Raw genomic sequence first — 24398 nt, forward strand, 5'->3', positions numbered from 1 at the left:
TTTGGTAAGGAAGTATTATTTTGTTTAGAGAAAATAATATTTCTTTTATTTGTGGACAAACTATTCCTTTGATACGATTGATATAAATGATTCTGCTTCATGTGAGAAAGGAAGGAGAAAATATGAAAAAAATTATTTTAGCTTCAGGATCACCTCGCAGGAAGGAATTGCTTGAGTTAGCGGGTGTACCATTTGAAATTGTTGTAAGTGAAGTAGAAGAAACGATTGGTGCGTATTCATCGCCTTCTGATATTGTTATGTCCCTTGCCCTGCAAAAAGCATCTGCGGTAGCAGAAAATAACAGTGATTATATTGTGTTAGGTGCAGACACAATTGTTACATATGAGTCGCGTATTCTTGGAAAGCCATCTAATGAGGCTGAGGCGAAAGAAATGTTGCAATTATTATCAGGGAAAACACATGAGGTGTATACAGGTGTTGCAATTATAGCAAAGGACAAAACAGTCACTTTTTACGAGCGTACAGAAGTTACGTTTTGGGAATTAACAGAAGAGGAAATTGACACATACATTGCATCAAAAGAGCCTTTGGATAAAGCAGGAAGTTATGGGATTCAAGGTAAAGGATCTATTTTTGTTCAACATATTCAAGGGGACTACTATAGTGTAGTTGGGTTACCAATTTCACGTCTTGTTCGGGAATTAAAACAATTTAATATTGATGTAACCCATGCGTAAAACTGCATGGGATTTTCTTTGAGAGAACAAATAAAGGGGTGGAGAAATGAACGGTATTCGTGATGTTGTCAAAGAAGAACAGCCACGGGAGCGTTTATTGTTAGAAGGGGCTGGAAGTTTATCCAATCGGGAGCTTCTTGCAGTGTTACTCAGAACAGGTTCTAAAGAAGAAACAGTTTTAAAGTTATCGGATAAAATTTTGCATCATTTTGATGGTTTACGTATGTTGAAAGACGCAACGCTAGAAGAGTTAGTGAGTATACATGGTGTTGGAGTTGCGAAGGCATCACAGCTCATCGCTGCTTTTGAACTCGGTAGAAGAATGGTACGTTTAGAATATCAAAATAGATACAGCATTCGAAGCCCGGAAGATTGCGCCACATATATGATGGAAGAAATGCGCTTCCTGCAACAGGAGCATTTTGTATGTCTCTATTTGAACACAAAGAATCAAGTTATACATAGGCAAACGATTTTTATTGGAAGTTTAAACTCTTCAATTGTACATCCCAGGGAAGTTTTTAAAGAAGCATTTCGCCGTGCAGCAGCCTCTATCATATGTCTTCATAACCATCCCTCAGGAGACCCTGCGCCGAGCCGAGAATATATTGAAGTAACAAAACGCTTAGTAGAATGCGGCCGGATTATCGGAATTGAAGTGCTCGATCATATTATAATAGGTGACCATAAATTCGTGAGTTTAAAGGAAAAAGGTCATATTTAAGACTATGCTTTTTACTTATTTTGTTTTATAATGTGATTTATGAGTTTTTTGTAGAAAATTATCTACAAAAAGGATAAAGATATAAAAAACGTACTGTTTTTATAATATAAAGTAAGAAAAAATGAGTCCGTGAAAACAAGAAAGGAAGATAAATAATATGTTTGGATTTGGTGGCTTTACTCGCGATCTTGGAATAGACTTAGGAACTGCGAACACGCTTGTATATGTAAAGGGAAAAGGTGTAGTTTTACGTGAACCTTCGGTAGTAGCGTTACAAACTGATACGAAACAAATCGTTGCTGTAGGTAGCGATGCAAAACAAATGATTGGTCGTACACCAGGAAACGTTGTGGCACTTCGCCCGATGAAAGACGGTGTAATTGCTGATTACGAAACAACAGCAACAATGATGAAATATTACATTCAACAAGCTCAAAAATCAAATGGATTCTTCTCACGTAAGCCTTATGTAATGGTATGTGTACCATCTGGTATTACAGCTGTAGAAAGACGTGCAGTAATCGATGCGACTCGTCAAGCTGGTGCTCGTGATGCTTATCCTATCGAAGAACCATTTGCAGCAGCAATTGGTGCAAACTTACCTGTTTGGGAACCAACTGGTAGCATGGTTGTTGATATCGGTGGCGGTACAACAGAAGTTGCAATCATTTCTTTAGGTGGTATTGTAACAAGTCAATCAGTTCGTGTTGCTGGTGATGATATGGATGATTCAATCATTCAGTACATTAAGAAAAGCTACAACTTAATGATCGGTGAAAGAACAGCTGAAGCATTAAAATTAGAAATTGGTTCTGCAGGCGAGCCAGAAGGTATCGAGCCTATGGAAATTCGTGGTCGTGATTTAGTAAGTGGTTTACCAAAAACAGTACTAATTCAACCAGAAGAAATTGCAGATGCATTAAAAGATACAGTAGATGCCATTGTAGAATCTGTTAAAAATACGTTAGAGAAAACTCCACCAGAATTAGCGGCAGACATTATGGACCGTGGCATCGTATTAACAGGTGGCGGAGCATTACTACGTAATTTAGATAAAGTAATTAGTGAAGAAACAAATATGCCAGTTCTTGTTGCAGAAGATCCATTAGATTGCGTAGCAATTGGAACGGGTAAAGCATTAGACAATATCGATCTTTTCAAAACTGCTGCTCGATAATATTGCAAAATAAAAATCAATGAAATTAAGAGGGTGTGAACGTGCCACAGTTTTTCTTAAACAAAAGATTAATTGTTTTGTTAGTTAGTATTATTCTTCTCGTGGCATTGATTGGAATCTCATTGAAAGAACGGAACAGTTTAACATGGCCAGAGCAGTTTGTTAAAGACACTGTCGGTGTTGTAGAACGTGTATTCCAAAAGCCAGCGAAATACGTAGCTGGATTCTTCGAAAATGTAGAGGATGTAAAGCGCACGTATGAAGAGAATAAAGAATTAAAAGCAAAATTAGACAATTATGCAGGTCTATCAGGGAAAGTAAAACAATTAGAAGATGATAACAAGAAGTTACAAGAGTTAACGGGTAAAGATAAGTTAAATAGCGGTTATACTGAAATTCCAGCGACTGTTGTTTCTCGTAATCCAGATAAATGGTACGATTTAGTTGGACTTGATAAAGGGGCACAGCAAGGAATAAAAAAAGATATGGCTGTATTAACTCCACAAGGTTTAGTGGGACGAGTGAAAAGTGTATCTCAGTTTACATCATCAGTAGAATTGTTAAGTTCTATGAGCCGAACAAATCGTGTTTCTGCTATCGTACAAGGGAATGAGAAAATCTTTGGATTGATTGAAGGTTACGATAAAGAAAAGCACTTACTTCTTTTCACAAAGATTGGCTCTGATGCAGAAGTAAAAGCAGATCAATTAGTTGTAACATCTGGGCTCGGTGATATTTTCCCGAAAGGTCTTGTAATTGGAAAAATCGTTGAAGTTCAGCAGGATCCATACGGTTTAACAAAAACAGCTTATGTAAAGCCAGCCGCTGATTTAAATGACGTAGAGCATGTTGTAGTTGCGAAACGTGAAACGCCTTCAGCGCCATTAGAATAGGAGGGGGAGAAGAGATGATGAAGATTTTAAAAAGAGCAGCTCTTCCTCTTTTGCTCCTTTTTGCTTTTTTATTTGAAAATATGTTTGCTACTATTGTTCCAACAGAGGTTTTTTGGAAAGACAGTATAGCATCACCTCATTTCTTTATCATTGTGTTATGTTTTATTACTGTGTACTATAGTCCGGTCCAAGGGATTTATTACGGACTATTATTTGGTTTCTTATTTGATACCGTATACACGGAACTTGTTGGTATATATATTTTTGCGTATCCGATTTTAGTTTATTTAGTTTATAGTGTGATGAAGGTACTACAATTGAATTTATTTATTGTTACTTCTATCGTACTAGCTAGCATAGTAGCATTAGAGTATTATGTGTATGGATTTTTAACTTTGTTAGGACGTACTCATATGTCGGCGTATGTCTTTTTCACAGATCGTCTCCTGTCTACTTTATTGCTAAATGCAATTTTCTTATTGATAGTTTGTTTCCCACTGAGACGATATTTAGTGCGTCTTTCAAAAGCGATGGAAGAAAAAGAAAAAAGGATTTTCTAATTTTATGTCGAATTGAATCGGTGGGGTGAACTTTAGTGGAAGAAAAAAAGCAACAAAATGTAACAATAAAAGGGACAAAAGACGGAATAACCCTTCATTTAGATGATTGTTGTTCATTCTCTGAATTATTGAAGGAATTGGATGAAAAGCTTTCTACACATTACTATGATGGTGATGGACGCTCTTTAATTGAAGTGCATGTGAAAGTAGGAAACCGTTATTTAACAGAAGTCCAACAAGAAGAGATTCGTACGTTAATTCGTAATAAAAAGAATCTCGTTGTGGATTCGATTGAAAGTGATGTTATAACGAAAGAGGAAGCAATAGCTTGGAAAGAAGAAACAGAAATCGTCCCTATTTCCAAAATTGTTCGCTCTGGACAAGTTTTACATGTAAAAGGAAATTTATTGTTAATTGGTGATGTTAATCCAGGCGGAACGGTTATCGCTGGGGGGAATATTTTTGTCGTAGGATCATTAAGAGGAATTGCACATGCGGGGTATTATGGGGATTCAGATGCTGTAATCGCTGCATCTGTTATGAACCCGATGCAACTTCGAATTAGTGATGTGGCAATGCGGGCTCCGGAAGAGAAAGAAGACGGAGCGGAGGCGGCAGAATGTGCGTATATTAATGAGAACAATCACATTGTTGTCGATCGACTGCAACTTCTCACTCATCTTAGACCTAATTTAACAAAGTTAGAAAGGGGAATTGTATAGCTGTGGGAGAGGCAATAGTAATTACATCTGGAAAAGGCGGTGTAGGTAAAACTACAACGTCTGCGAACATTGGGACAGCCCTAGCGTTATCTGGAAAGAAAGTGTGCTTAATTGACACAGATATCGGTCTTCGAAACTTAGACGTAGTAATGGGGCTGGAAAATCGTATTGTATTTGATCTTGTTGATGTCGTTGAAGGGCGTTGCCGTTTACCTCAGGCTCTTATTAAAGATAAACGTTTTGATGATCTTTATTTATTACCTGCAGCACAAACGAGTGATAAATCAGCGGTAACACCTGAACAAATGGATGAATTAATACAAGTATTACGTCAAGATTATGATTACATATTAATTGATTGTCCTGCGGGGATTGAGCAGGGATTTAAAAACGCGGTAGCTGGTGCGGATAAAGCAATTGTTGTTACGACGCCAGAAGTATCCTCAATGCGCGATGCGGATCGTATTATCGGGCTTTTAGAAAAAGAGGATATTGAACCACCGAAACTTGTTATTAATCGTGTGCGTAGTCATATGCTTCATGAACAGGATATGTTAGATGTTGATGAAATCGTACGTACATTGTCAATCGAGCTTCTTGGTGTTGTCGAAGATGATGATGAAGTTATTCGTGCTACAAATACAGGTGAGCCTGTAGCGTTGCAACCGAGCGGAAAAGCAGCGTTAGCTTATCGTAATATTGCAAGACGTTTGTTGGGTGAGAATGTCCCATTACAAGCATTTGAACAAGAAAAGGTATCGGTATTTACAAAGATGAAAAACTTCTTTGGAATCCGTTAAAAGCACTTCGCATATTTGCGGAGTGCTTTCTTTTTTCTTCACACGAATATCTTTCTTTCCTAGCTCATACATATGTACAAACTGTATACAACTGTTTCTATGTACATTAGCTGAACGAAAGAAGGGAGACAGTATGAAGAATAGACGTGTAGAAGAAATTAAAAAACGGATTGCGAAAAGGAAGGCAGAGCAAGAAAGGATGGAGGAAGAGCAGTATTTTGCTGGAGAGAATTTTGATAGTGAAACAGTATTTATTGAAGATGGAGAAAAGGAAATTCATCCTTTATTTCGAAAAGAAGTATTTTTCTTCAAAGTATTGTTATCAGCAATATTAGTTCTTTCTGTCGCTATTTTATATAAGAATGCACCTTCTTCTTTTGACGGTGCGAAAGCTGTTACAGAAAAAGTGATGAAAGAAGAATTTCAATTTGCTACTGTAGCGAAATGGTACGAAAAACAGTTTGGAAAACCTCTCGTGTTCTATTCGCCTAATGAGAAAAAAGAAGGGACCATTCAGCAAAAAGATTATGCCATTCCTGCTTCCGGAAAGGTGATGCAAGGGTTTCAAAAAAATGGCCAAGGTGTATTTGTTCAAACAGCTACAAATGCAACTGTTGAGTCAGTGAATGAGGGGCTAGTTGTTTTTGCAGGAAAGAAAGAGGAACTTGGTAATACAGTTCAAATTCAGCATGCAGATGGCACGGAGTCATGGTATGCAAATTTAAATGATATGTCAGTGAAATTATATGATTACGTTTCAAAGAAACAAAAAATTGGAACGGTGAGTAATGATACAAACGATAAAAATGGTAAGTTCTATTTCGCAATAAAAAAGGATGAAAAATTTATTGACCCGATTCAGGTGATTTCATTTGATTAAATATAGAGAGGTTTTAACGAAAATTTCAGTGCATCCGTTGTTTTGGGTTATTATTGTCATTGGTATTTTTACGGCACGTTTTAAAGAGTTACTACTGTTATTTTGTATCGTTCTTGTCCATGAACTCGGGCATGCTTTTGCAGCAGCACACTATAATTGGCGCATCAAAAAAATTCAACTTTTACCGTTTGGTGGTGTAGCTGAGCTTGAGGAGCATGGGAATAAATCATTGAAAGAGGAACTAGTTGTTGTAATTGCAGGACCTATTCAACATATTTGGATGATGGCGATAGGCTATATGTTGTTTGAAGCTGGTTGGCTTCATGCGGAATTATATTATTTCTTTATGTGGAATAATATAATTATTTTAGCATTTAATTTACTACCTATTTGGCCGCTTGATGGTGGAAAAGTATTGTTTAACGTCTTATCATATCGTTTTCCTTATTTACAAGCACATGAAAAGATGATGAAATTATCATGTGTTTTTTTTAGTGTCATACTAGTGTGGCAGTTACTTTGGAATAGTAATAATATTATGATGTGGGTACTGCTTATATTTTTAGCGGTGTCGTTATATCAAGAATGGAAACAAAGACGATATGCCTTTATGCGTTTTTTATTAGAACGTTATTATGGGAACAAAAGAGGAATTGAAAAGATTGCACCAATTGAAGTGAAAACAGAAGATCGTTTATATACAATCTTCACAAAATTTCGTAGAGGATATAAGCACTCTATTATCGTCCATGGGAAATATAAAGAACATTACACATTGGATGAAAATGAATTGCTTTATGCGTATTTTACTGAAAAACGAACAACTTCATCTGTTGAAGAATTAATCGGTTAGTGTTGACGTTAGCACTAACCTTTTATTATTGTAAAAGCAAAGAAGATTATAAAGTGAGGAAAGAATTTTGAAAACGTTATATATAAACTATACTGGATCGGAAAAACGCGTTGCAATTGAAGAGAAGAAGAAAATTGTTGAGTTTTTATGGAAACGAAATGAAGAACAAGAGATTGTTGGGCATATTTATGTTGGACGTATCGTAAGAACGATTGCTGGAATGAACGCAGCTTTTGTAAATATCGGTTTAGAAAAACATGCTTATCTTTCGTACGATGATGTACCATCTTCTTATCGAATACATGAAGGACAAGCGGTACTCGTACAAGTTGTAAAAGAGGCAATTGATACGAAAGGGCCGAAATTGACAGCAAATATAGAATTTACCGGGAAATATGTCGTTTATATGCCATATGATGAAATGCGTGCGGTTTCTCGGAAAATAAAAAACAATAAAAGAAGGCAACAATTACTCCAAATTGAAGTAGAAGGGAAAGGAGGTTATATTTTCCGCTCAGCTTCTGAAAAAGGAGAAATTGAAGAAATACAAGCTGAAATGCAAAGGTTACAGCAGTTATATGAAGAGTTAAAAAGAAAAGAGGGCCAAGGAAAGGCACCGTTACTAGTCCATCGGCCAGCAACCTTTTTAGATCGTGTATTTCAAGAGAATCCAATTGAAACGATTGAAAAAGTAGTTGTAGATACAAGAAGTATAGTAAAAGAATTAGAAGAAAAAGTCGGCAAAGAAAAAATATCTTTTTATAATGAAAAGTCTTCAATATTTAACCATTTTGGCATAGAGCGTGAGATTGAGAAAGCACTTCAAAAAATTGTTTGGCTCCCAAATGGTGCTTATTTAATTGTGGAACAAATGGAGACGATGACTGTAATTGATGTGAATACGGGTAAGTTTACTGGAAAACAGAATTTACAAGATACAGTCCTTCGTACAAATGAAGTAGCAGCTGAAGAGATAGCGCGTCAATTAAGACTCCGTGATATTGGTGGTATGATATTAATTGACTTTATTAATATGAAAAGAAGAGAAGATAAAGAAAAGATAAGAGAATGTCTCATCGCTGCTATGCAAAATGATCGAACATATACAAGAGTGCTCGGGTTCACAGAGTTAGGGATTTTAGAGATGACACGTAAACGTAAAAAACATTCTTTACGCGACGTATTACTTGAAGAGTGTGCACCGTGCAAAGCGACGGGCTATGTCATGTCGTATGAAACGATTGCGTATGAGCTAGAGAGAGAGCTAATTTCATATGGCAATATAGAAGATGAGGCAGTATTAATCTCTGCACCTAAAGAATTACAAAAACAATTTTTGCAAAAAGAATTACAAAAAAATATTCCATTTGAAATTTATTTCAAAGATGATATGATCGAAAAGTACGCTATTATCCGTTTTGGAAGTAAAAAAGAAATTATAGAACGGAAAAAATAGTTATTAGAACTTTCATTGACAATAGTCTATGATTCATGATAACATCTTTATGTTATAGTTTATAGCACCTAAACGGCTATATGCTACAACCGCACAAGACAGGTTCCTTAAAGGCATTTATGTCTACCTCGTTTTTGGCGAGTCTTAGTAATTAAGAGGAGGTGCAAGTATGTACGCAATTATCGAAACAGGTGGAAAACAAATCAAAGTTGAAGCTGGTCAAGAAATCTACATTGAAAAATTAGATGTTGAAGCTGGTGAAACTGTTACTTTTGACAAAGTTCTTTTCGTTGGTGGCGAAAACGTGAAAGTTGGTAGCCCAGTTGTAGAAGGTGCAACAGTTACTGCGAAAGTTGAAAAACACGGTCGCGCTAAGAAAATCATCGTTTTCAAATACAAAGCGAAAAAGAACAATCGTAAGAAACAAGGTCATCGTCAACCTTACACTAAGCTAGTTGTTGAAGCTATCAACGCTTAATTCTGGTTAACATGATTAAAATTACGATAAGTCGCACGAAATTAGGAAGTATCCAATCATTTAAAATGACTGGACATGCCGATTATGCGCCACATGGACAAGATCTTGTCTGTGCTGGAACTACAGCGGTTGTGTTTGGTTCCATAAATGCTGTGGAAGAACTTTGTAATGTGCAGGCAACTATTGAACTCGGAAGTGATGGTGGATTCTTAACGTATGAATTGCCTAATGATTTAGACGTTCATACAGCAGAAAAAGCACAGATACTTTTAGAAGGATTGGTTGTTTCGCTTAAGACGATCGAACTTGATTACGGAAAGTATATCCGTTTAATAGAAAAAGTGCAGGAGGTGTAACGTATGTTAAGATTAGATCTTCAGTTTTTCGCATCTAAGAAAGGTGTAGGTAGTACAAAGAACGGTCGTGACTCTCAGTCAAAACGTCTTGGTGCTAAACGCGCAGATGGTCAAACGGTTACAGGTGGTTCAATTCTTTACCGTCAACGCGGTACAAAAATTTATCCAGGTGTTAACGTTGGTCGTGGTGGCGATGACACTTTATACGCGAAAGTTGACGGCGTAGTACGCTTCGAGCGTCTTGGCCGTGACCGCAAACAAGTGAGCGTATATCCTGTTGCTCAAGAAGCATAAGAACTCACGGAAAACTCTAACCTGAGTGCAGGTTAGAGTTTTTCTATATTAAGGAGTATCTAAATGAATAAAAAATGGACAATTATAGATGCATTGCGCCATTCAAGACATGATTGGCTCAATCGTATGCAGATGGTGAAAGGAAACCTTTCCCTTGGAAAAGTGGAAGAAATTCATAGTCTCATCGATCGTTTTGTCCAAGAAGCGAGACAAGAATCCAATCTGATGGGGCTATCAATGCCTTTATTTTCAGAGTGGATTTTAACATATAATTGGAAACAGCAGCCGTGCTTATTGGAGTACGAAGTATTAGGGAATTTACATAACTTATCTCACTTAGATGAGACTGTATGTACATGGACGAATCAATTTTTCTCAATGCTTCAGCATAGTTTAGACGTATATGTTGAAAATTATGTTTGTATCACAATTGAATGTGACGCGGAGAATGCTCGTTTCTTTTTTGATTTTCGTGGTAAGCTAACGAGTGTAGAAGAACTACAGAATTGGCTTGCGAACGAAAACAATAAATGGTATTCCATTTCTTATACAGTAAGAGACGAAGAAGTCTCAGTTATATTACAACCAATTGAAAAAAGTGTGGTGAAATAATGTTTGTAGATCAGGTCAAGATATATGTAAAAGGCGGCGACGGTGGTAACGGAATGGTTGCGTATCGTCGTGAGAAGTATGTTCCAAAAGGTGGTCCAGCAGGTGGCGACGGTGGTAAAGGTGCAGATGTTGTTTTCGTTGTTGAAGAAGGCTTACGTACATTAATGGACTTCCGCTACCAACGTCATTTCAAAGCTGATCGCGGTCAGCACGGAATGAGTAAAGGTCAGCACGGCCGTAAATCTGAAGATTTAATCGTTAAAGTTCCGCCAGGAACAGTAGTAAAAGATGAAAAAACTGGTCAAATTCTTGCCGATTTAGTAACGCATGGACAAACAGCTGTAATTGCAAAAGGTGGCCGCGGTGGCCGTGGTAACTCACGTTTCGCAACAGCTACGAACCCAGCGCCAGAAATTGCTGAGAATGGGGAACCAGGTCAAGAACGTGATGTCATTCTAGAACTTAAAGTACTAGCAGACGTTGGACTTGTTGGATTCCCAAGTGTAGGTAAATCTACATTATTATCTGTCGTATCATCAGCACGTCCGAAAATTGCAGAGTATCACTTTACAACAATCGTTCCAAACCTTGGTGTTGTTGAAACAGGTGATAACCGCAGCTTCGTTATGGCTGACCTTCCTGGATTAATTGAAGGGGCACATGCTGGCGTCGGACTTGGACACCAATTCTTACGTCATATTGAGCGTACACGTGTAATCGTGCATGTTATTGATATGTCTGGTTTAGAAGGCCGTGATCCATATGAAGATTACGTAACGATTAATAATGAATTAAAAGAATACAATCTTCGCTTAACGGAGCGTCCACAAGTTGTTGTTGCAAACAAAATGGATATGCCAGATGCAGAAGAAAACTTACAAGCATTTAAAGAGAAAGTGGGAGACGAAGTAAAAATCTTCCCAATCTCAGCTGTAACGAAACAAGGTGTTCGTGATTTACTATTTGAAGTAGCGAACTTATTAGAAACAACACCAGAATTCCCAATACATGAAGTTGCGGATGAGTCTGATACAAGTGTAATGTACAAATTTGATACTGAAGGTGTTAAATTTGAAATTACACGTGAAAGTGATGGCACGTTTGTTATCTCTGGTTACGATATCGAGAAAACATTCAAGATGACAGACTTCTCACGTGATGAATCTGTACGTCGTTTCGCTCGCCAAATGCGCGGAATGGGTATTGATGAAGCGCTTCGTGCACGTGGTGCAAAAGACGGAGATATTGTAAAAATTCTTGAATATGAATTTGAATTTATCGACTAAGACTGCCGAAATATGGCAGTCTTTTTTTATATCGTAAAAGTCTGATTTATACAGGAAAAAATCCCCACTAATTAAATTTTCAATTTATAATAGAAAAAGAAGTGGTTTTATAAGAACTTTTTATGGGGAGAAAGTGAACATGTATAAAATATTAATTGTAGAAGACGATGAAAAAATCGCGGGGATATTAGAGGAGCATTTAGAAAGGTATGGCTATCAGTCATTTCGAGCAAGTGATTTACGACATATAAAAGATGAGTTTGTAAAAGTAAATCCACATCTCGTGTTACTTGATATTAATTTACCGTATTTTGATGGTTTCTATTGGTGTCGTCAAATCCGCACTGTATCGAATGCACCCATTATTTTTGTTTCTGCAAGAACGGGGGAAATGGATCAAGTAATGGCAATTGAAAATGGCGGAGATGATTACATTACGAAGCCATTCCATTTAGACATTGTAATGGCTAAGGTAAAAAGTGCACTTCGTCGTGGGTATGGTGAGTATGCTTCTGCGGCAGAAAGCGATTGTTTAGGTGTAAATGGACTGTTGTTATTCCCATCTCAGCACGTTGTTGAGTGGCAAGGGCAACAAACAGAACTGACAAAAAATGAATTTTACTTATTAGAGTGTTTAATGAAACAAGCAGATCAATATGTAACGCGCGAAGAATTGTTAGAAGCCCTCTGGGATGAGGTAGCTTTTGTTGATGATAATACATTAACCGTAAATGTAAAACGTGTAAGAAAGAAACTAGAGGAGCTAGGCATTAAAAATGCAATTGTAACGAAACGTGGATACGGTTATGCGCTTCTTACAGAGTGGGGAGAAGGCCATGAAGGTTAAAGATTACCTCATGGACCGCTTTTCTTTAATTCTTTCTTACATTGTTAGCCTCTGTTTATTTGGGCTCGTTTTGCAGTTGCAAAGTCTTTTAGAAAAGCGATCTATTGATTGGAATACGTGGTTATACGGACTTTTATTAGGGACAGTTGTTTTTACTGTATATCTCATTTACGATTACCGAAAACGGAGTGTGTTTTTAAAGAGGATTGAAAAGTATGTTACTGGCGGAAATACATTACATGATTCCTTACTTATTGATACTTCTTATACGGCAGAGCAAGAGATGGTCGTTGAATCGTTTACGCTATTAAGACAGCAATATATGAATGAAGTTCATAAACAACATGCAAAAGAACAACAGCAAATGATATTTATGAACCAATGGATTCATCAAATGAAAACACCGGTATCTGTTATTGAGTTACTATTACAGAAGTTTGGTAAAGAGCATCGTGAAGCAAGGGCAACAGTTGAAAGTATTCGTGAAGAAAATAATCGCATACTAAATGGTTTAGATTTAGCGTTACATATGGCAAGGTTAGAGCAGTTTGCGAAAGATTATAAAGTAGAAGTAGTAAATGTGATAGATATTATTAGAGGTATTATTAATGAAAATAGAAAGTCCTTCATTCAATCGTCTGTATTTCCGAAAGTGATGTTTGAGGAAGATACTTGTATGGTTGCCTCTGATAGAAAATGGCTCAGTATTGCTATAGGACAAATTGTTGTAAATGCAATTAAGTATACAAAAATTTCGGAAGCAGAGAAAAAGGAAATTCAATTTCAAATTGAAGAGAAAGATCAAAAGGTGTTATTACATATTAAGGACAATGGAATCGGTATTCCAGAGCAAGATGTAAAGCGTATATTTGATCCATTCTTTACAGGGGTAAATGGTCGGAAAACGAGAGAAGCGACTGGAATGGGTTTATATATTACGAAGGAAATTTGTGATAATTTACATCACGGTATGTATGTGCAATCGGCTGAAGGGGAAGGGACAACATTCACGTTCCAATTTGCAAAAGATGAAGAATATCATACATTAATGAGAAAAATGACAAAACTGTAAGATAACAAAACGTTTTGTAAGGGAAATCACTCGTTTCTTTTTCTTATTTTTCTTATAGTAAATGTAAGAAGAAAACACATAGGGGGATTAGAAATGAGTGTTCTTGAAGTAAAAGGATTAACGAAGGTGTACCAATCGAAAGGTTCAGTAGCAACGACTGCTTTAAATGATATAAATTTTAAAATAGAAGAAGGCGAATTTGTAGGGATTATGGGTCCTTCAGGGAGCGGAAAAACAACGCTTTTAAATTTATTAGCAACAATTGATAAGCAAACTTCAGGTCATGTGCTTGTAAATGGTGAAGAAATTAATCAAATGCGTGCTGCAAAATTAGCGGAGTTTCGCCGTACACATTTAGGATTCATTTTCCAAGATTTTAACTTACTTGATACGTTATCGATTAAAGAAAATATCATTTTACCACTTGTAATGGCGAAGAAATCTGTAAATGAAATCGATGCAAAGGTGCTTGAGATTGCAAAGTTTTTAAATATCGAGGGCATTTTAAATAAAAAGGTATATGAAGTATCAGGTGGCCAACAGCAACGTGCAGCAGCTGCGAGAGCGATCATTCATGAACCGACGCTAATTTTAGCAGATGAGCCAACCGGAAACTTAGATTCTAAGTCGGCAAAATCATTAATGAGCGCGTTGCAAGATTTGCATGAACAAAAGAAAGTAACAATTGCAATGGTAACGCATGATCCAGTAGCGGCGAGTTATTGCGAACGTATTCTTTTCATACGTGATGGAGAGATTTTCTCAGAAATACATAAGGGAAGAACGAAACAAGCCTTTTTCCAAGAAATTCTGGACGTACTTGCGATGCTAGGAGGGGAATATCATGAACTTTCGCCAGCTCGCGCTTAATAATGTAAAAGGAAATTGGCGTAATTATAAAGCGTTTCTTATAAGTAGTTGTTTATCGATAGTCGTATTTTTCATGTATGCTTCCTTCATTTATCATCCAGATGTTGTAGGCGGTAATATTAGTATGAAGGAGATGATTTCAAAAGGGTTAGAATCAATGAATTATATTGTAGTCATCTTCTCAGCACTCTTTATTTTATATGCAAATTCAACGTTTTTACGAGCAAGGAAAAAAGAGTTTGGTCTATTAACATTAATAGGCGGAACAAAATCGCAGCTCGGCCGAATGATTATATTAGAGCAGCTTATGTTAGGTAGTATTGCAATTGTAGTAGGTATTGGACTTGGTATGCTTTGTTCAAAATTATTCTTCCAAGCATTAAGCGTAATATTGAAAATAGATAAAACACTTCCACTCGTATGGAATAGTAAAGCGGTTTTGATTACAGCAGGTGTATACTTTATTCTATTTTTAATCCTATCATTGTTTAGCGTTTGGACAGTAGGACGCTTGCAAATTATCGATTTATTAAGAGAAGCAAGAAAACAAAAAGTAGAGCCTTTTGCATTTACATGGTTATGCGTAGTTGGTATAGGATGTATTATTGTTGCATATGTACTTAGCTTCCAAGTAACATTTATGAATTTTATCATTCTGTTTTTACCGATTGTAGGGCTGACGATAGGCGGAACTTATTTGCTGTTTACACAAGGTAGTACAGTTGTATTAAAGGCGTTACAAAAACGAAAAAAATCTTTTTATACATATCCAAATATGTTTGTACTTAGCAATCTTATTTATAAAATGAAAGATAATGCTCGTTTTTTATTTGTAATTTCTATCATTACGGCGGTAGTATCTTCAGCAGTTGGTACGCTGTACGTATTTTTTGAGGATATGAGTTATAAGGCAGTAACTAGTACCCCGCATGCTATTTCGTATGAGGAAAAGGGAATACATACGCATAATGTCATCAAAGAAGGAAAAGCAAAACAATTAATAAAAAAACACGGATTTGAAGAAGCGCGAGAAGTAACGTACGTAAAACTTCCTGGAACTCAAAAAATCACGATGTTTAACAGTGAACATGAAATGCCAATGGCGATTGTTTCAGAAAAAGAATATAACGCTGAAGTACGTAAACAAAAAAGAGAGCAAGTTAGAGAAGTTCATAATGCACCAGGTAGTGCAACGATGGTCATAACGGATATGGCGAACGATATGATGAAGATAGATCGTACGAAACCGCATGAAATTAAAATTAACGGACAAACGCAGTCTGTTCAATTAAATAAGCCAACTCCTTTTTCTGTTTTTAATGATAGTGAATATCTCATTGTAAATGATCAAGATTTTGAGAAATACGCAAAGCTCGTACCGGATGAAGAAAAGACGAAATATTACGGTTATTATATAGAAGACTGGAAAAGTACAGAAGATCTTGTGTTAGATTTGAAAAAGGAAATTGTACCAGATAAACAAGGGGAACTAAACAACTCGGTGCTCGCTTATAAAAATATAAGGGAATCAGGGGCAATTACAATGTTTATCGGTTTCTTCGTAGCAGTACTATTCTTCTTCTTCGCTTGTAGTATGACATACTTTAAATGGTTTAACGATAAAGAACAAGATCGTATTCAATTTAAATCGTTAAAGAGAATCGGTATGACAGATAAAGAAATTCGTAAAATTGCAATTCGACAAATGGGCGTTATCTTCTTTATCCCAATTGTCATCGGCGCTATTCATAGTGGATTTGCTCTTCATACGTTAGGAAAAATGCTTTATCTCGATTTATGGAAATCAGGTGCGCTTGTAATTGGAGCATACATTTTAGCTTCTGCGATTTACTTTATGATCGCGCAAAGAGGATATTTAAAACACGTAAAAAGCTAGGGGAACCTCTAGCTTTTTGCCTATGTAGTAAGTTACAGGAGGACGATAGATGAACATTCGGCAACTAGCGCTGCAAAATATAAAAGGAAATTGGCGTAATTATAAAGTGTTTTTCTTAAGTAGTTGTTTTGCGATATTTGCGTCTTTTGCATACATGTCCGTCATTGTACATCCGTATATGCAAGAGACGATGTGGTATCAAAACGTACGCTGGGGACTGATCATATGTAATGTTATTATCATTTCTTTTTTCGTCATATTTATTTTGTACTCCACTTCTATTTTCATAGAGGCACGTAAGAAAGAATTAGGATTATATATGTTAATGGGAGCAACGAAATCTAACGTAATTGGTGTAATTATGACCGAGCAAATGTTGATCGGGGTATTTGCTAATATTTTCGGTATTGGGATTGGCATGATCTTTTTGAAACTCTTTTTTATGGTGTTTAGCATGCTAATGCGTCTTCCGAAAGAACTCCCTGTCATATTTGACGTGAAAGCGATTGTGGTAACGTTTATTACATATATGGTTGTTTTTATTCTGTTATCTTTTATAAGTGCTTTACGTATATGGAACATAAAAATTATTCGGTTATTAAAAGAATTTCGAACGGATAAAAAAGAGAAGAAAACATCAATATGGCTTTGTATATTCGGCTTTATTTGTTTAGGGACAGGATATGCGTTAGCGCTACAAGTGACAATGGAAACGATAGGATTATATTTTTTCCCTGTGTCTATACTTGTTTTTTTCGGAACGTACTTTTCTTTTACACACGGTGCAATCCAATTGTTGGAAATGATTAAACGAAATAAAAAGATTATGTATACATATCCGTATTTATTTATAGTGAATCAATTGTCACATCGAATGAAGGAAAATGGTCGCTTTTTCTTTATGCTTTCTATGGCAACGACGTTTGTAGTTACAGCAACAGGTACGGTGTTCTTATATTTTTCTGGTATGCAAGATATGTGGCGTGGCGGGGGCGTGCATTCATTTTCTTACATAGAAAAAGGTGCTTCTTCTCATGAAGTCTTTACGGAGGGCACGGTTGAACAATTATTGCACCAATATGGGTATGATGATTTTCAATCTATGAGTTTTGTTGGAGTGTATGCATCTTTTCAGACCAATAAGGGAGAAACAGAAGTAGCGCCACTCATTAAACAAAGTGAATACAATCAAGAGGCGAGAAAACAAAAACAGAAAACGTATCATCCTAAAAAAGGTACAGTGACACTCGTTTATTATAATAAATATAATAATTCGAATGTATATAATCAAAAAGAGATTCAATTGCAAGTAATGAATCAACCATATCAATTCGTATTTAACGGCCAGAAAGAAGGCGTTCAATTTAACCATCATCCTTCGTACATTAATGGTCTGTTCTTCGTTATGAATGATGAAGATTTTGATAGTATAGCAAATCAGGTTCCTGATTCTGAAAAAATGATATATAGGGGCTACACATTACCAAATATCGAAAATACGAAAAAATTAAATGAAGATTTACGGAAACATATGAAACAAGATAATAATAATGCATTTCGAAGCAATATGGAGTTGTATGTAAATATGAAAGAAGGCGGCGATATTACTCTATTTGTAGGCTCATTTATTAGTATATTATTCTTTCTTACTTCATGTAGTATTGTGTATTTTAAATGGTTCCATAATATTGCATCGGACCGAAAGCAGTATGGTGCACTCTCTAAACTTGGAATGACGAAGGAAGAAGTATGGAAGGTTTCTCGTTGGCAATTGTGTATGCTATTTTTTGTACCAATTATAGTAGGGAGTATGCATAGTGCAGTTGCGTTATATACGTTTCATAAAACGATCTTTATGGATGGTTCATTAAGAAAAGTAGCTTTGTTTATTCTATTTTATATCGCCGCATGCATCATGTATTTCTTTTTCGCGCAAAGAGAATATAAGAAACATTTAGACTAGCAAACGCTAGTCTTTTTTAAATATTCGAAATTTACATAGAAGAATATAAAAAAGTATGGTATAACAGTAAGAAAACGAAAAAGAGGGGAAAAGACGATGATTCGAGTAGGATATTTAGGACCAGAAGCAACATTTACAAATATGGCGGTGAGTCGTTTTTTTCCGGAAGCAGAGCATGTACCGTATCGAACGATTCCAGACTGTATGGATGCAACTGCAAATGGAAATGTAGATTATGCAGTGGTACCACTAGAAAACGCTATAGAAGGTTCAGTGAATATAACAGTTGATTATCTCGTGCATGAGCAACCACTTTCTATTGTAGGAGAAATTACAGTGCCCATTCAGCAACATTTACTTGTACATCCGCAGTATGCAGAAGTGTGGGAAGAAGTATATGCAGTGCATTCTCATCCACACGCTATTGCACAATGTCATAAGTTTTTAAATGAAGAATTAAAAGGGATAACTGCTCGAGATATGACATCAACAAGTGCTGCTGCGCAATATGTGAAAGAACATCCTGAAGAAAAAATTGCTGCCATTGCAAATGAAGCAGCTGCAGAGAAATACGGATTAACGATTGTAAGGCGAAGCATTCATACACATAAAAATAATCATACACGTTTCCTAGTACTCCATAAGAAAAAGAAAGCAATACTCTCAAATAATGGAGAAAACCGCGGAGAGAAAACGACGCTTATGATAACGTTACCTGCTGATTATGCAGGGGCACTATATCAAGTGTTATCAGCTTTCGCATGGAGAAAATTAAACTTATCCAAAATCGAATCGCGCCCGATGAAAACAGGACTTGGAAATTACTTTTTCTTAATCGATGTCGACAAAGCATACGATGACGTATTATTGCCAGGCGTAACGATGGAACTTGAAGCACTTGGTTTTTCTGTTACGGTGCTGGGGAGTTATTCTTCTTATTGGTTATAAGGGGAGTTAGGTTATACCGTGTGATAGATCAATAAAATCCCACCTATAAATGGTGGGATTCTTTATTTTAACTTCGCAAGACGCTCTTCTAATTGACCGCGCCAAACGTCAGCTAGTTCTGGAACAGCAAGAATCTTTTCGATGCCATCTCTATCTTTTCTATTATGAAAATAAATTTCGTTAGAGAACAAGACAGAAACATTGCTCGGTTGACGTTTTAGTAATGTGATTTTTGAATCTTTACGTACAGTACCTTCTTGAAGAACGCGGCATAGATAGCCAGTAAATCCAGTTGCTACAATGCGCGGCAGTATGCCAGGAATACCGAGGCGTTTTGAAATCGTGCTACAAGGTACTCTTGCTTGTGTCACCTGAATGATTGCTTCACCTAATTTGTATGTATCTCCGATGCAAACATCACGCTCTAACATATTTGTTACGGTAATGTTTTCGCCAAATGCAGAAGCGGGGAGTGTTGTTTGGAATTCTTCTTCCCATAGTGCGTAATGCTCGTGTGGATACACGCAAACGGCGCGATCAGGTCCACCATGGTGTTTTAAATCAGCTACATCATCACCAAGGAAGCCATCTTTTGAGAGAAAAGCTTCTTCTGTAGAATCTTTACATATACCTGTTATCATTTCTTTATCTTCGCTATATTTCATTTGTTTCGGTTTGCCAATGCTAAAGTGAACGAGTTCAATTCTCATATTTGATCTCCTTTACAATTGATTACAATATTATAGCATTAAAAAAGCACAGAGAATTATAAAAACTCTGTGCTTTACATTAATAAACGAGAAATCCTGCTTTATCTAAAGCCTCGCAAGCAGCATCTAATTTTTCTTTTGAATCTGCCTCAATAGTATGTAAGTGAATACCGTCTGTTAATTGCGATAGATAGGAAGCATTTGTGTTTTCGATTTTTTGTAAATATTGCTCTACATCAAAGCGATTGCTTACCATGATAGATGCTGTTAAGTCACCGTATACAGGATGCTCAACTTTTACATCTTTAATTGTAACGCCGTGGTCAACAAGCATTGTAAGTTCTTGACGTACTTCTGCTGGCTTATGTTGGCATACAATTACGCGTTCGAAAGCTTGTTGTTTTTCTTGTGGTTTTAAATATAAATAGCCTTGAGCAGTCGCAATGATCGGTTCGTTTCGTGCTTTAAGCAAGGAAATATCTTGCACGATAACTTGTCTACTTACGTTTGTCTTTTTCGATAGCTCATTTCCGGATAACGGTTCATTTGCAGCGAGAAGCCACTGAAGGATAAGCTGTCGTCTTTCTTCACCTAAAATCTTTTTTTGTTCATTTTGTTTCATTATGATTTAACACCTCTATAAAATTGATTTCCAATTGTGTGTAGTGCATGAATAGTAGTATCAATTTGATCTTTCGTTGTTTGTTGTCCGAAAGAGAAGCGGACATATTGTTTTGCCTCTTCATACGTTTTTCCAATTGCAAGCATTGTTTTCGAAGGTTCTTGTTTACCAACTTGGCAAGCACTTCCGGTAGAAATGGCAATACCGCGGCGATTACATTCTAGCATTGTATATTGGCCTTCTATTCCTTTTATTGTAACCCCAATAATATGTGGTAAACAAGAAGCAGAATGACCTTCTACTTCAATTTTTAGCGGAAGTGTTCGTATTTGCTCTAAAAAGTAAGATCGTAACCCTTTAAAACGTAAACTTTCTTCTTGTTGATTTTTTAATATATTCTCAGCAGCTGTTAAAAAAGCTGCGATGCCAGGAACGTTCACTGTACCTGGACGAAATCCTTTTTCGTGAGAAGTCCCCGGAAATACTTGTGTCCAGCGAACTTGCGGATTGATATAGCAAGCGCCAACACCCTTCGGTCCGTATATCTTATGTGCTGAAACAGAAAGACTATCAATCCCCATCTCAAAAACATGGATAGGAAGTTTACCAAAGGTTTGTACACAATCTGAATGAAATAAAACGTTATATTTTTTTAAAAGTGCCCCAATCTCTGCGATATTTTGAACGGTTCCGATTTCAGAGTTTCCGTGCTGTATACTTGCTAGAACAGTATCTTCTGTAATAGCTGCTTCTAAATCTATTAAACGAATGAGTCCATTTTTATCAACAGGAATTTCAGTAATTGTATACCCTTTTGATTGTAAGGTTTGAAAATAACTTCGAATGGATGCATGTTCCATAGGTGTCGTAATAATATGCTTCTTATTTTGGGCATTGAGAAGGGACTGAATCGCAAGGTAGTTCGATTCTGACCCACCGCTCGTGAAGAATACCCCTTGTTCCTTTCCGCCAATCATTTCGGCAAATGTTTTTCTACAAACTTGTAATAAAGAAGAGGCCGTTCCTCCAATATCGTGTAAACTTTGTTCATTTCCGAAGTATTGCGATGCTGCTTTCGTATATGTTTGTAATGCTTCCGCGCTCATAGGTGTAGTAGCTGCATAATCAAGATATATCATCATGTAAGTTCCTCTCTCTAGTAAGAGTTACATTTCTTTTATTTTTTAAATGGTAGTGAAAATAAGAATTATAAAAAAACTCTTGTCATTATTTTAAAACTATGTAAATATAGGTGTCAAGACAGTTGAAAAGTGTAAAGTAGGAGGCAACAATTATGCCAAGTGCAGATGTCTTAATTATTGGAAGTGGCGTTGCGGCACTTCGTGTTGCAAAAGAGATTTGTCACGAAAAGAATGTGATTATTATCACAAAGAAAACGAATCGTAATAATAATACATATTTAGCGCAAGGTGGAATTGCCGCAGCCGTAGCTACATATGACAATCCAAATGATCATTTGGAAGATACGTTAGTAGCAGGATGTCATTATAACAATGAAGATGCGGTTCGTTATTTAGTTGAAGAAGGGCCGAAAGAAATGAATCATCTCATTGAAAATGGAATGAAATTTGATGGAGATGAAACGGGCCCTCACCTTGGAAAAGAAGGTGCACATCGGAAGCGGCGTATTTTACATGCAGGTGGGGATGCAACAGGAAAGAATTTATTAGAGCATTTCATTCAAGAAGTAGTTCCGTACGTTACGGTAGTGGAACAGGAAATGGTGCTTGATTTTATTATAGAAAACGAAAAATGTGCTGGAGTTTTAACGCGAGATAGTGAAGGGAAGTTGAAGCGTTATGATGCAGATTATACGGTGTTAGCCTCAGGCGGGATTGGTGGTTTATATGCCTTTACTTCTAATGACAAAACAATTACGGGTGATGGACTTGCGATGGTGTACCGCGCGGGTGGGGAGCTTGTAGATTTAGAATTTGTACAATTCCATCCAACGATGTTATACGCGAGCGAGCGATGCTGCGGTCTCGTCTCTGAAGCAGTCCGCGGTGAAGGAGCTGTCCTTATAAACGGAAAAGGGCAGCGTTTTATGATGGATATACATCCAGATCATGATCTCGCACCGCGTGATGTAGTGGCAAGAGCGATTCATGAACAGCTTTTGGCGGGTGAAAAAGTGTATTTGAATATCGAGTCTATCCAAAATTTTGAAGAACGTTTTCCGACTGTATCATCATTGTGTAAAAAGAATGGTGTTCATATAAATGAAAAACGTATTCCGGTCGTACCGGGTGCTCATTTCCATATGGGCGGCGTGAAAACAAACTGTGATGGAGAGACGTCCATTCCACATTTATATGCGGTTGGTGAAGTAGCTTGTAACGGTGTTCATGGAGCAAATAGATTAGCGAGTAATTCATTATTAGAAGGTCTTGTGTTTGGAAAGAGAATAGGACAGCATCTTTTAACGAAAGCGACAAAAGAAAGATTGAACAACTTTGCTGAGAAGGAAAAGAAGTTTATCGTTCTGAATCATTTGCCGACGAAAGAAGAAATACAAGAATGCATGATGAAATATGTTGGGATTGTGCGAACAGAGCAAAGTTTATCTTATGCAAAGAGATGGCTTAGTAAGTACGGTGTTCGAAATATGATATTACAACATGATGTTCTTACAAATGAAGAGGTAACGCTTATTAATATGTTAACAGTTTGTGAGCTTATCGTCGTATCAGCTTTGCAAAGAGAAGAAAGCATTGGTGGCCATTATCGAAGTGATTATCCACATAGAAATAGCGTAAAAAAAGAAATCGTTCGAGTGAAAAGAAAACTACAACTTGTGTAATGAGGGGAAGAGGGGCTTTATGAATACGATAAAGGTTAAAGAAGCATTAAATCGATTTTTTCTAGAAGATATAGGAGAAAGAGATGTAACATCTCAGCTTATTTTTCCAGATAATTTACTTTCAAAAGGAACGTTTCTTGCAAAGGATACAGGAGTCTTTGCGGGACGTTTAGTCATTGAAGAAGGGTTTAAATTAATTGATGAGAGAATTAAAGTGGAGCTTCATAAAAAAGATGGAGATCTTGTAGAAAAAGGCGAAATAATTGCAACTGTCCAAGGACCAATCGCATCGTTATTAACGGCAGAGCGCGTTATATTAAACGTTATCCAGCGTATGAGTGGGATAGCGACAATGACATACGAGGCTGTTCGTGCCTTAGATAGCAGCCATACACGTATTTGTGATACGCGAAAAACGCTGCCAGGGCTACGTATGTTTGATAAGTATGCAGTCGTGTGCGGAGGCGGATTTAATCACCGTTTCGGCCTATATGACGGTGTCATGATCAAAGATAATCATATTGCTTTTGCTGGTTCTATTACGAAAGCTGTTACATCAGTGAAAGAAAAGTTAGGACATATGGTGAAAGTAGAAGTGGAAACGGAAACAGAGGAGCAAGTGAGAGAGGCTGTAGCTGCTGGTGCAGATATTATTATGTTTGATAACCGTACGCCAGATGAGATTCGGGAGTTTTCAAAGATTGTGCCAAGCGCTATCGTGACGGAAGCTTCAGGGGGCATTACAATTGAAGATTTATCGAAATACGGAAAAACAGGGGTAGATTATATTTCACTTGGAGCGTTAACACATTCAGTGAAAGCACTTGATATTAGTTTCAATATTGAGGCGTAAGGA

General features: G+C 36.8%; 26 protein-coding genes and 1 other annotated feature. Of the genes, 23 read left to right on the forward strand and 3 right to left on the reverse strand.

Annotation, left to right across the window (positions count from 1 at the left end; translation table 11 throughout):
* The first annotated feature begins 122 nt into the window (after nt 1–122).
* The 21 genes from QCI73_RS05300 to pheA all read left to right on the forward strand — a co-directional run bounded on the left by QCI73_RS05300 (nt 123) and on the right by pheA (nt 19386).
* Nucleotides 123–698 (forward strand): Maf family protein, encoded by a 576-nt coding sequence (locus QCI73_RS05300; protein WP_000720488.1) that lies wholly within the window; start codon nt 123–125, stop codon nt 696–698.
* Between the two features lie 46 nt (nt 699–744).
* Nucleotides 745–1422: a DNA repair protein RadC gene (gene radC, locus QCI73_RS05305; RefSeq protein ID WP_353822611.1), complete on the forward strand. Its 678-nt coding sequence runs from the start codon at nt 745–747 to the stop codon at nt 1420–1422.
* A 157-nt stretch (nt 1423–1579) separates the two neighbouring features.
* A complete protein-coding gene (gene mreB, locus QCI73_RS05310) occupies nt 1580–2599 on the forward strand; it encodes a cell shape-determining protein MreB (RefSeq protein ID WP_000466737.1) in 1020 nt (339 codons plus the stop codon).
* Between the two features lie 41 nt (nt 2600–2640).
* Nucleotides 2641–3492 (forward strand): rod shape-determining protein MreC, encoded by an 852-nt coding sequence (gene mreC / locus QCI73_RS05315; RefSeq protein WP_001135482.1) that lies wholly within the window; start codon nt 2641–2643, stop codon nt 3490–3492.
* 14 nt (nt 3493–3506) lie between these two features.
* Nucleotides 3507–4052 (forward strand): rod shape-determining protein MreD, encoded by a 546-nt coding sequence (gene mreD / locus QCI73_RS05320; protein ID WP_000975746.1) that lies wholly within the window; start codon nt 3507–3509, stop codon nt 4050–4052.
* Nucleotides 4053–4087: 35 nt separating this feature from the next.
* A complete protein-coding gene (gene minC / locus QCI73_RS05325) occupies nt 4088–4774 on the forward strand; it encodes a septum site-determining protein MinC (protein ID WP_000391517.1) in 687 nt (228 codons plus the stop codon).
* A 2-nt stretch (nt 4775–4776) separates the two neighbouring features.
* The gene (minD, locus tag QCI73_RS05330) at nt 4777–5574 is read left to right on the forward strand and encodes a septum site-determining protein MinD (RefSeq protein ID WP_000503310.1); all 798 of its coding nucleotides are present in this window, start codon (nt 4777–4779) and stop codon (nt 5572–5574) included.
* Nucleotides 5575–5707: 133 nt separating this feature from the next.
* Entirely contained in the window at nt 5708–6454 is a 747-nt protein-coding gene (gene spoIVFA, locus QCI73_RS05335) for a stage IV sporulation protein SpoIVFA (protein WP_000797462.1), read from the forward strand.
* Nucleotides 6447–7307 (forward strand): stage IV sporulation intramembrane metalloprotease SpoIVFB, encoded by an 861-nt coding sequence (gene spoIVFB, locus QCI73_RS05340; protein WP_262724357.1) that lies wholly within the window; start codon nt 6447–6449, stop codon nt 7305–7307. Before spoIVFA ends, spoIVFB begins: the two co-directional genes overlap by 8 nt.
* Before the next feature lie 67 nt (nt 7308–7374).
* Nucleotides 7375–8763, forward strand: a complete 1389-nt coding sequence (locus QCI73_RS05345) for an Rne/Rng family ribonuclease (RefSeq protein WP_327922445.1) — start codon at nt 7375–7377, stop codon at nt 8761–8763.
* Between the two features lie 77 nt (nt 8764–8840).
* Nucleotides 8841–8918, forward strand: a sequence feature (ribosomal protein L21 leader region).
* 14 nt (nt 8919–8932) lie between these two features.
* Nucleotides 8933–9241, forward strand: coding sequence for a 50S ribosomal protein L21 (rplU, locus tag QCI73_RS05350; RefSeq protein WP_000270908.1), 309 nt, complete (start codon nt 8933–8935; stop codon nt 9239–9241).
* Nucleotides 9242–9252: 11 nt separating this feature from the next.
* Entirely contained in the window at nt 9253–9597 is a 345-nt protein-coding gene (locus tag QCI73_RS05355; RefSeq protein WP_001993153.1) for a ribosomal-processing cysteine protease Prp, read from the forward strand.
* A gap of 3 nt (nt 9598–9600) precedes the next feature.
* Nucleotides 9601–9891 (forward strand): 50S ribosomal protein L27, encoded by a 291-nt coding sequence (gene rpmA, locus QCI73_RS05360; RefSeq protein WP_000944958.1) that lies wholly within the window; start codon nt 9601–9603, stop codon nt 9889–9891.
* 63 nt (nt 9892–9954) lie between these two features.
* On the forward strand, nt 9955–10503 hold the full coding sequence (locus QCI73_RS05365) for a sporulation initiation phosphotransferase B (RefSeq protein ID WP_353822612.1): 549 nt from the start codon (nt 9955–9957) through the stop codon (nt 10501–10503).
* Nucleotides 10503–11789 carry a GTPase ObgE gene (gene obgE / locus QCI73_RS05370; protein WP_327922447.1) on the forward strand — a complete coding sequence of 429 codons (1287 nt, stop codon included), beginning with the start codon at nt 10503–10505 and terminating at the stop codon, nt 11787–11789. The genes QCI73_RS05365 and obgE overlap by 1 nt, the downstream gene beginning before the upstream one ends.
* Before the next feature lie 139 nt (nt 11790–11928).
* Nucleotides 11929–12636 carry a response regulator transcription factor gene (locus QCI73_RS05375; protein WP_000276715.1) on the forward strand — a complete coding sequence of 236 codons (708 nt, stop codon included), beginning with the start codon at nt 11929–11931 and terminating at the stop codon, nt 12634–12636.
* Entirely contained in the window at nt 12626–13708 is a 1083-nt protein-coding gene (locus QCI73_RS05380; RefSeq protein ID WP_000864967.1) for a HAMP domain-containing histidine kinase, read from the forward strand. Before QCI73_RS05375 ends, QCI73_RS05380 begins: the two co-directional genes overlap by 11 nt.
* Nucleotides 13709–13801: 93 nt before the next feature.
* Nucleotides 13802–14578: an ABC transporter ATP-binding protein gene (locus tag QCI73_RS05385; protein ID WP_000114533.1), complete on the forward strand. Its 777-nt coding sequence runs from the start codon at nt 13802–13804 to the stop codon at nt 14576–14578.
* Entirely contained in the window at nt 14553–16475 is a 1923-nt protein-coding gene (locus QCI73_RS05390) for an ABC transporter permease (RefSeq protein WP_353822613.1), read from the forward strand. Before QCI73_RS05385 ends, QCI73_RS05390 begins: the two co-directional genes overlap by 26 nt.
* Nucleotides 16476–16524: 49 nt before the next feature.
* Nucleotides 16525–18438 carry an ABC transporter permease gene (locus QCI73_RS05395; RefSeq protein WP_353822614.1) on the forward strand — a complete coding sequence of 638 codons (1914 nt, stop codon included), beginning with the start codon at nt 16525–16527 and terminating at the stop codon, nt 18436–18438.
* Nucleotides 18439–18534: 96 nt separating this feature from the next.
* Entirely contained in the window at nt 18535–19386 is an 852-nt protein-coding gene (pheA, locus tag QCI73_RS05400; protein WP_061132109.1) for a prephenate dehydratase, read from the forward strand.
* A 62-nt stretch (nt 19387–19448) separates the two neighbouring features.
* Here pheA and QCI73_RS05405 read toward each other — a convergent pair whose 3' ends face one another.
* The 3 genes from QCI73_RS05405 to QCI73_RS05415 all read right to left on the reverse strand — a co-directional run bounded on the left by QCI73_RS05405 (nt 19449) and on the right by QCI73_RS05415 (nt 21860).
* Nucleotides 19449–20096, reverse strand: a complete 648-nt coding sequence (locus QCI73_RS05405) for an MOSC domain-containing protein (protein ID WP_070806877.1) — start codon at nt 20094–20096, stop codon at nt 19449–19451.
* A 79-nt stretch (nt 20097–20175) separates the two neighbouring features.
* Nucleotides 20176–20718, reverse strand: a complete 543-nt coding sequence (locus QCI73_RS05410; RefSeq protein WP_000812272.1) for a transcription repressor NadR — start codon at nt 20716–20718, stop codon at nt 20176–20178.
* Nucleotides 20718–21860 (reverse strand): IscS subfamily cysteine desulfurase, encoded by a 1143-nt coding sequence (locus QCI73_RS05415; protein WP_200730844.1) that lies wholly within the window; start codon nt 21858–21860, stop codon nt 20718–20720. The genes QCI73_RS05410 and QCI73_RS05415 overlap by 1 nt, the downstream gene beginning before the upstream one ends.
* 152 nt (nt 21861–22012) lie before the next feature.
* Between QCI73_RS05415 and nadB the strand changes: the two genes are divergently transcribed.
* Both nadB and nadC read left to right on the forward strand, forming a co-directional pair.
* Nucleotides 22013–23542, forward strand: a complete 1530-nt coding sequence (nadB, locus tag QCI73_RS05420) for an L-aspartate oxidase (RefSeq protein ID WP_200730843.1) — start codon at nt 22013–22015, stop codon at nt 23540–23542.
* Between the two features lie 19 nt (nt 23543–23561).
* Nucleotides 23562–24395 carry a carboxylating nicotinate-nucleotide diphosphorylase gene (gene nadC, locus QCI73_RS05425; RefSeq protein WP_200730842.1) on the forward strand — a complete coding sequence of 278 codons (834 nt, stop codon included), beginning with the start codon at nt 23562–23564 and terminating at the stop codon, nt 24393–24395.
* The last annotated feature ends 3 nt before the right edge of the window (nt 24396–24398 follow it).

This window comes from Bacillus cereus group sp. MG16, from assembly GCF_040459875.1.
GTDB classification, from domain to species: Bacteria; Bacillota; Bacilli; order Bacillales; family Bacillaceae_G; genus Bacillus_A; species Bacillus_A paranthracis.

Coding starts and splice junctions, on each gene's coding strand:
- QCI73_RS05300 (WP_000720488.1), top strand. CDS start 123: ATGAAAAAAATTATTTTAGCTTCAGGATCACCTCGCAGGAAGGAATTG.
- radC (WP_353822611.1), top strand. CDS start 745: ATGAACGGTATTCGTGATGTTGTCAAAGAAGAACAGCCACGGGAGCGT.
- mreB (WP_000466737.1), top strand. CDS start 1,580: ATGTTTGGATTTGGTGGCTTTACTCGCGATCTTGGAATAGACTTAGGA.
- mreD (WP_000975746.1), top strand. CDS start 3,507: ATGATGAAGATTTTAAAAAGAGCAGCTCTTCCTCTTTTGCTCCTTTTT.
- spoIVFA (WP_000797462.1), top strand. CDS start 5,708: ATGAAGAATAGACGTGTAGAAGAAATTAAAAAACGGATTGCGAAAAGG.
- rplU (WP_000270908.1), top strand. CDS start 8,933: ATGTACGCAATTATCGAAACAGGTGGAAAACAAATCAAAGTTGAAGCT.
- QCI73_RS05355 (WP_001993153.1), top strand. CDS start 9,253: ATGATTAAAATTACGATAAGTCGCACGAAATTAGGAAGTATCCAATCA.
- rpmA (WP_000944958.1), top strand. CDS start 9,601: ATGTTAAGATTAGATCTTCAGTTTTTCGCATCTAAGAAAGGTGTAGGT.
- QCI73_RS05365 (WP_353822612.1), top strand. CDS start 9,955: ATGAATAAAAAATGGACAATTATAGATGCATTGCGCCATTCAAGACAT.
- obgE (WP_327922447.1), top strand. CDS start 10,503: ATGTTTGTAGATCAGGTCAAGATATATGTAAAAGGCGGCGACGGTGGT.
- QCI73_RS05375 (WP_000276715.1), top strand. CDS start 11,929: ATGTATAAAATATTAATTGTAGAAGACGATGAAAAAATCGCGGGGATA.
- QCI73_RS05380 (WP_000864967.1), top strand. CDS start 12,626: ATGAAGGTTAAAGATTACCTCATGGACCGCTTTTCTTTAATTCTTTCT.
- QCI73_RS05385 (WP_000114533.1), top strand. CDS start 13,802: ATGAGTGTTCTTGAAGTAAAAGGATTAACGAAGGTGTACCAATCGAAA.
- QCI73_RS05390 (WP_353822613.1), top strand. CDS start 14,553: ATGAACTTTCGCCAGCTCGCGCTTAATAATGTAAAAGGAAATTGGCGT.
- QCI73_RS05395 (WP_353822614.1), top strand. CDS start 16,525: ATGAACATTCGGCAACTAGCGCTGCAAAATATAAAAGGAAATTGGCGT.
- pheA (WP_061132109.1), top strand. CDS start 18,535: ATGATTCGAGTAGGATATTTAGGACCAGAAGCAACATTTACAAATATG.
- QCI73_RS05405 (WP_070806877.1), bottom strand. CDS start 20,096: ATGAGAATTGAACTCGTTCACTTTAGCATTGGCAAACCGAAACAAATG.
- QCI73_RS05410 (WP_000812272.1), bottom strand. CDS start 20,718: ATGAAACAAAATGAACAAAAAAAGATTTTAGGTGAAGAAAGACGACAG.
- QCI73_RS05415 (WP_200730844.1), bottom strand. CDS start 21,860: ATGATGATATATCTTGATTATGCAGCTACTACACCTATGAGCGCGGAA.
- nadB (WP_200730843.1), top strand. CDS start 22,013: ATGCCAAGTGCAGATGTCTTAATTATTGGAAGTGGCGTTGCGGCACTT.
- nadC (WP_200730842.1), top strand. CDS start 23,562: ATGAATACGATAAAGGTTAAAGAAGCATTAAATCGATTTTTTCTAGAA.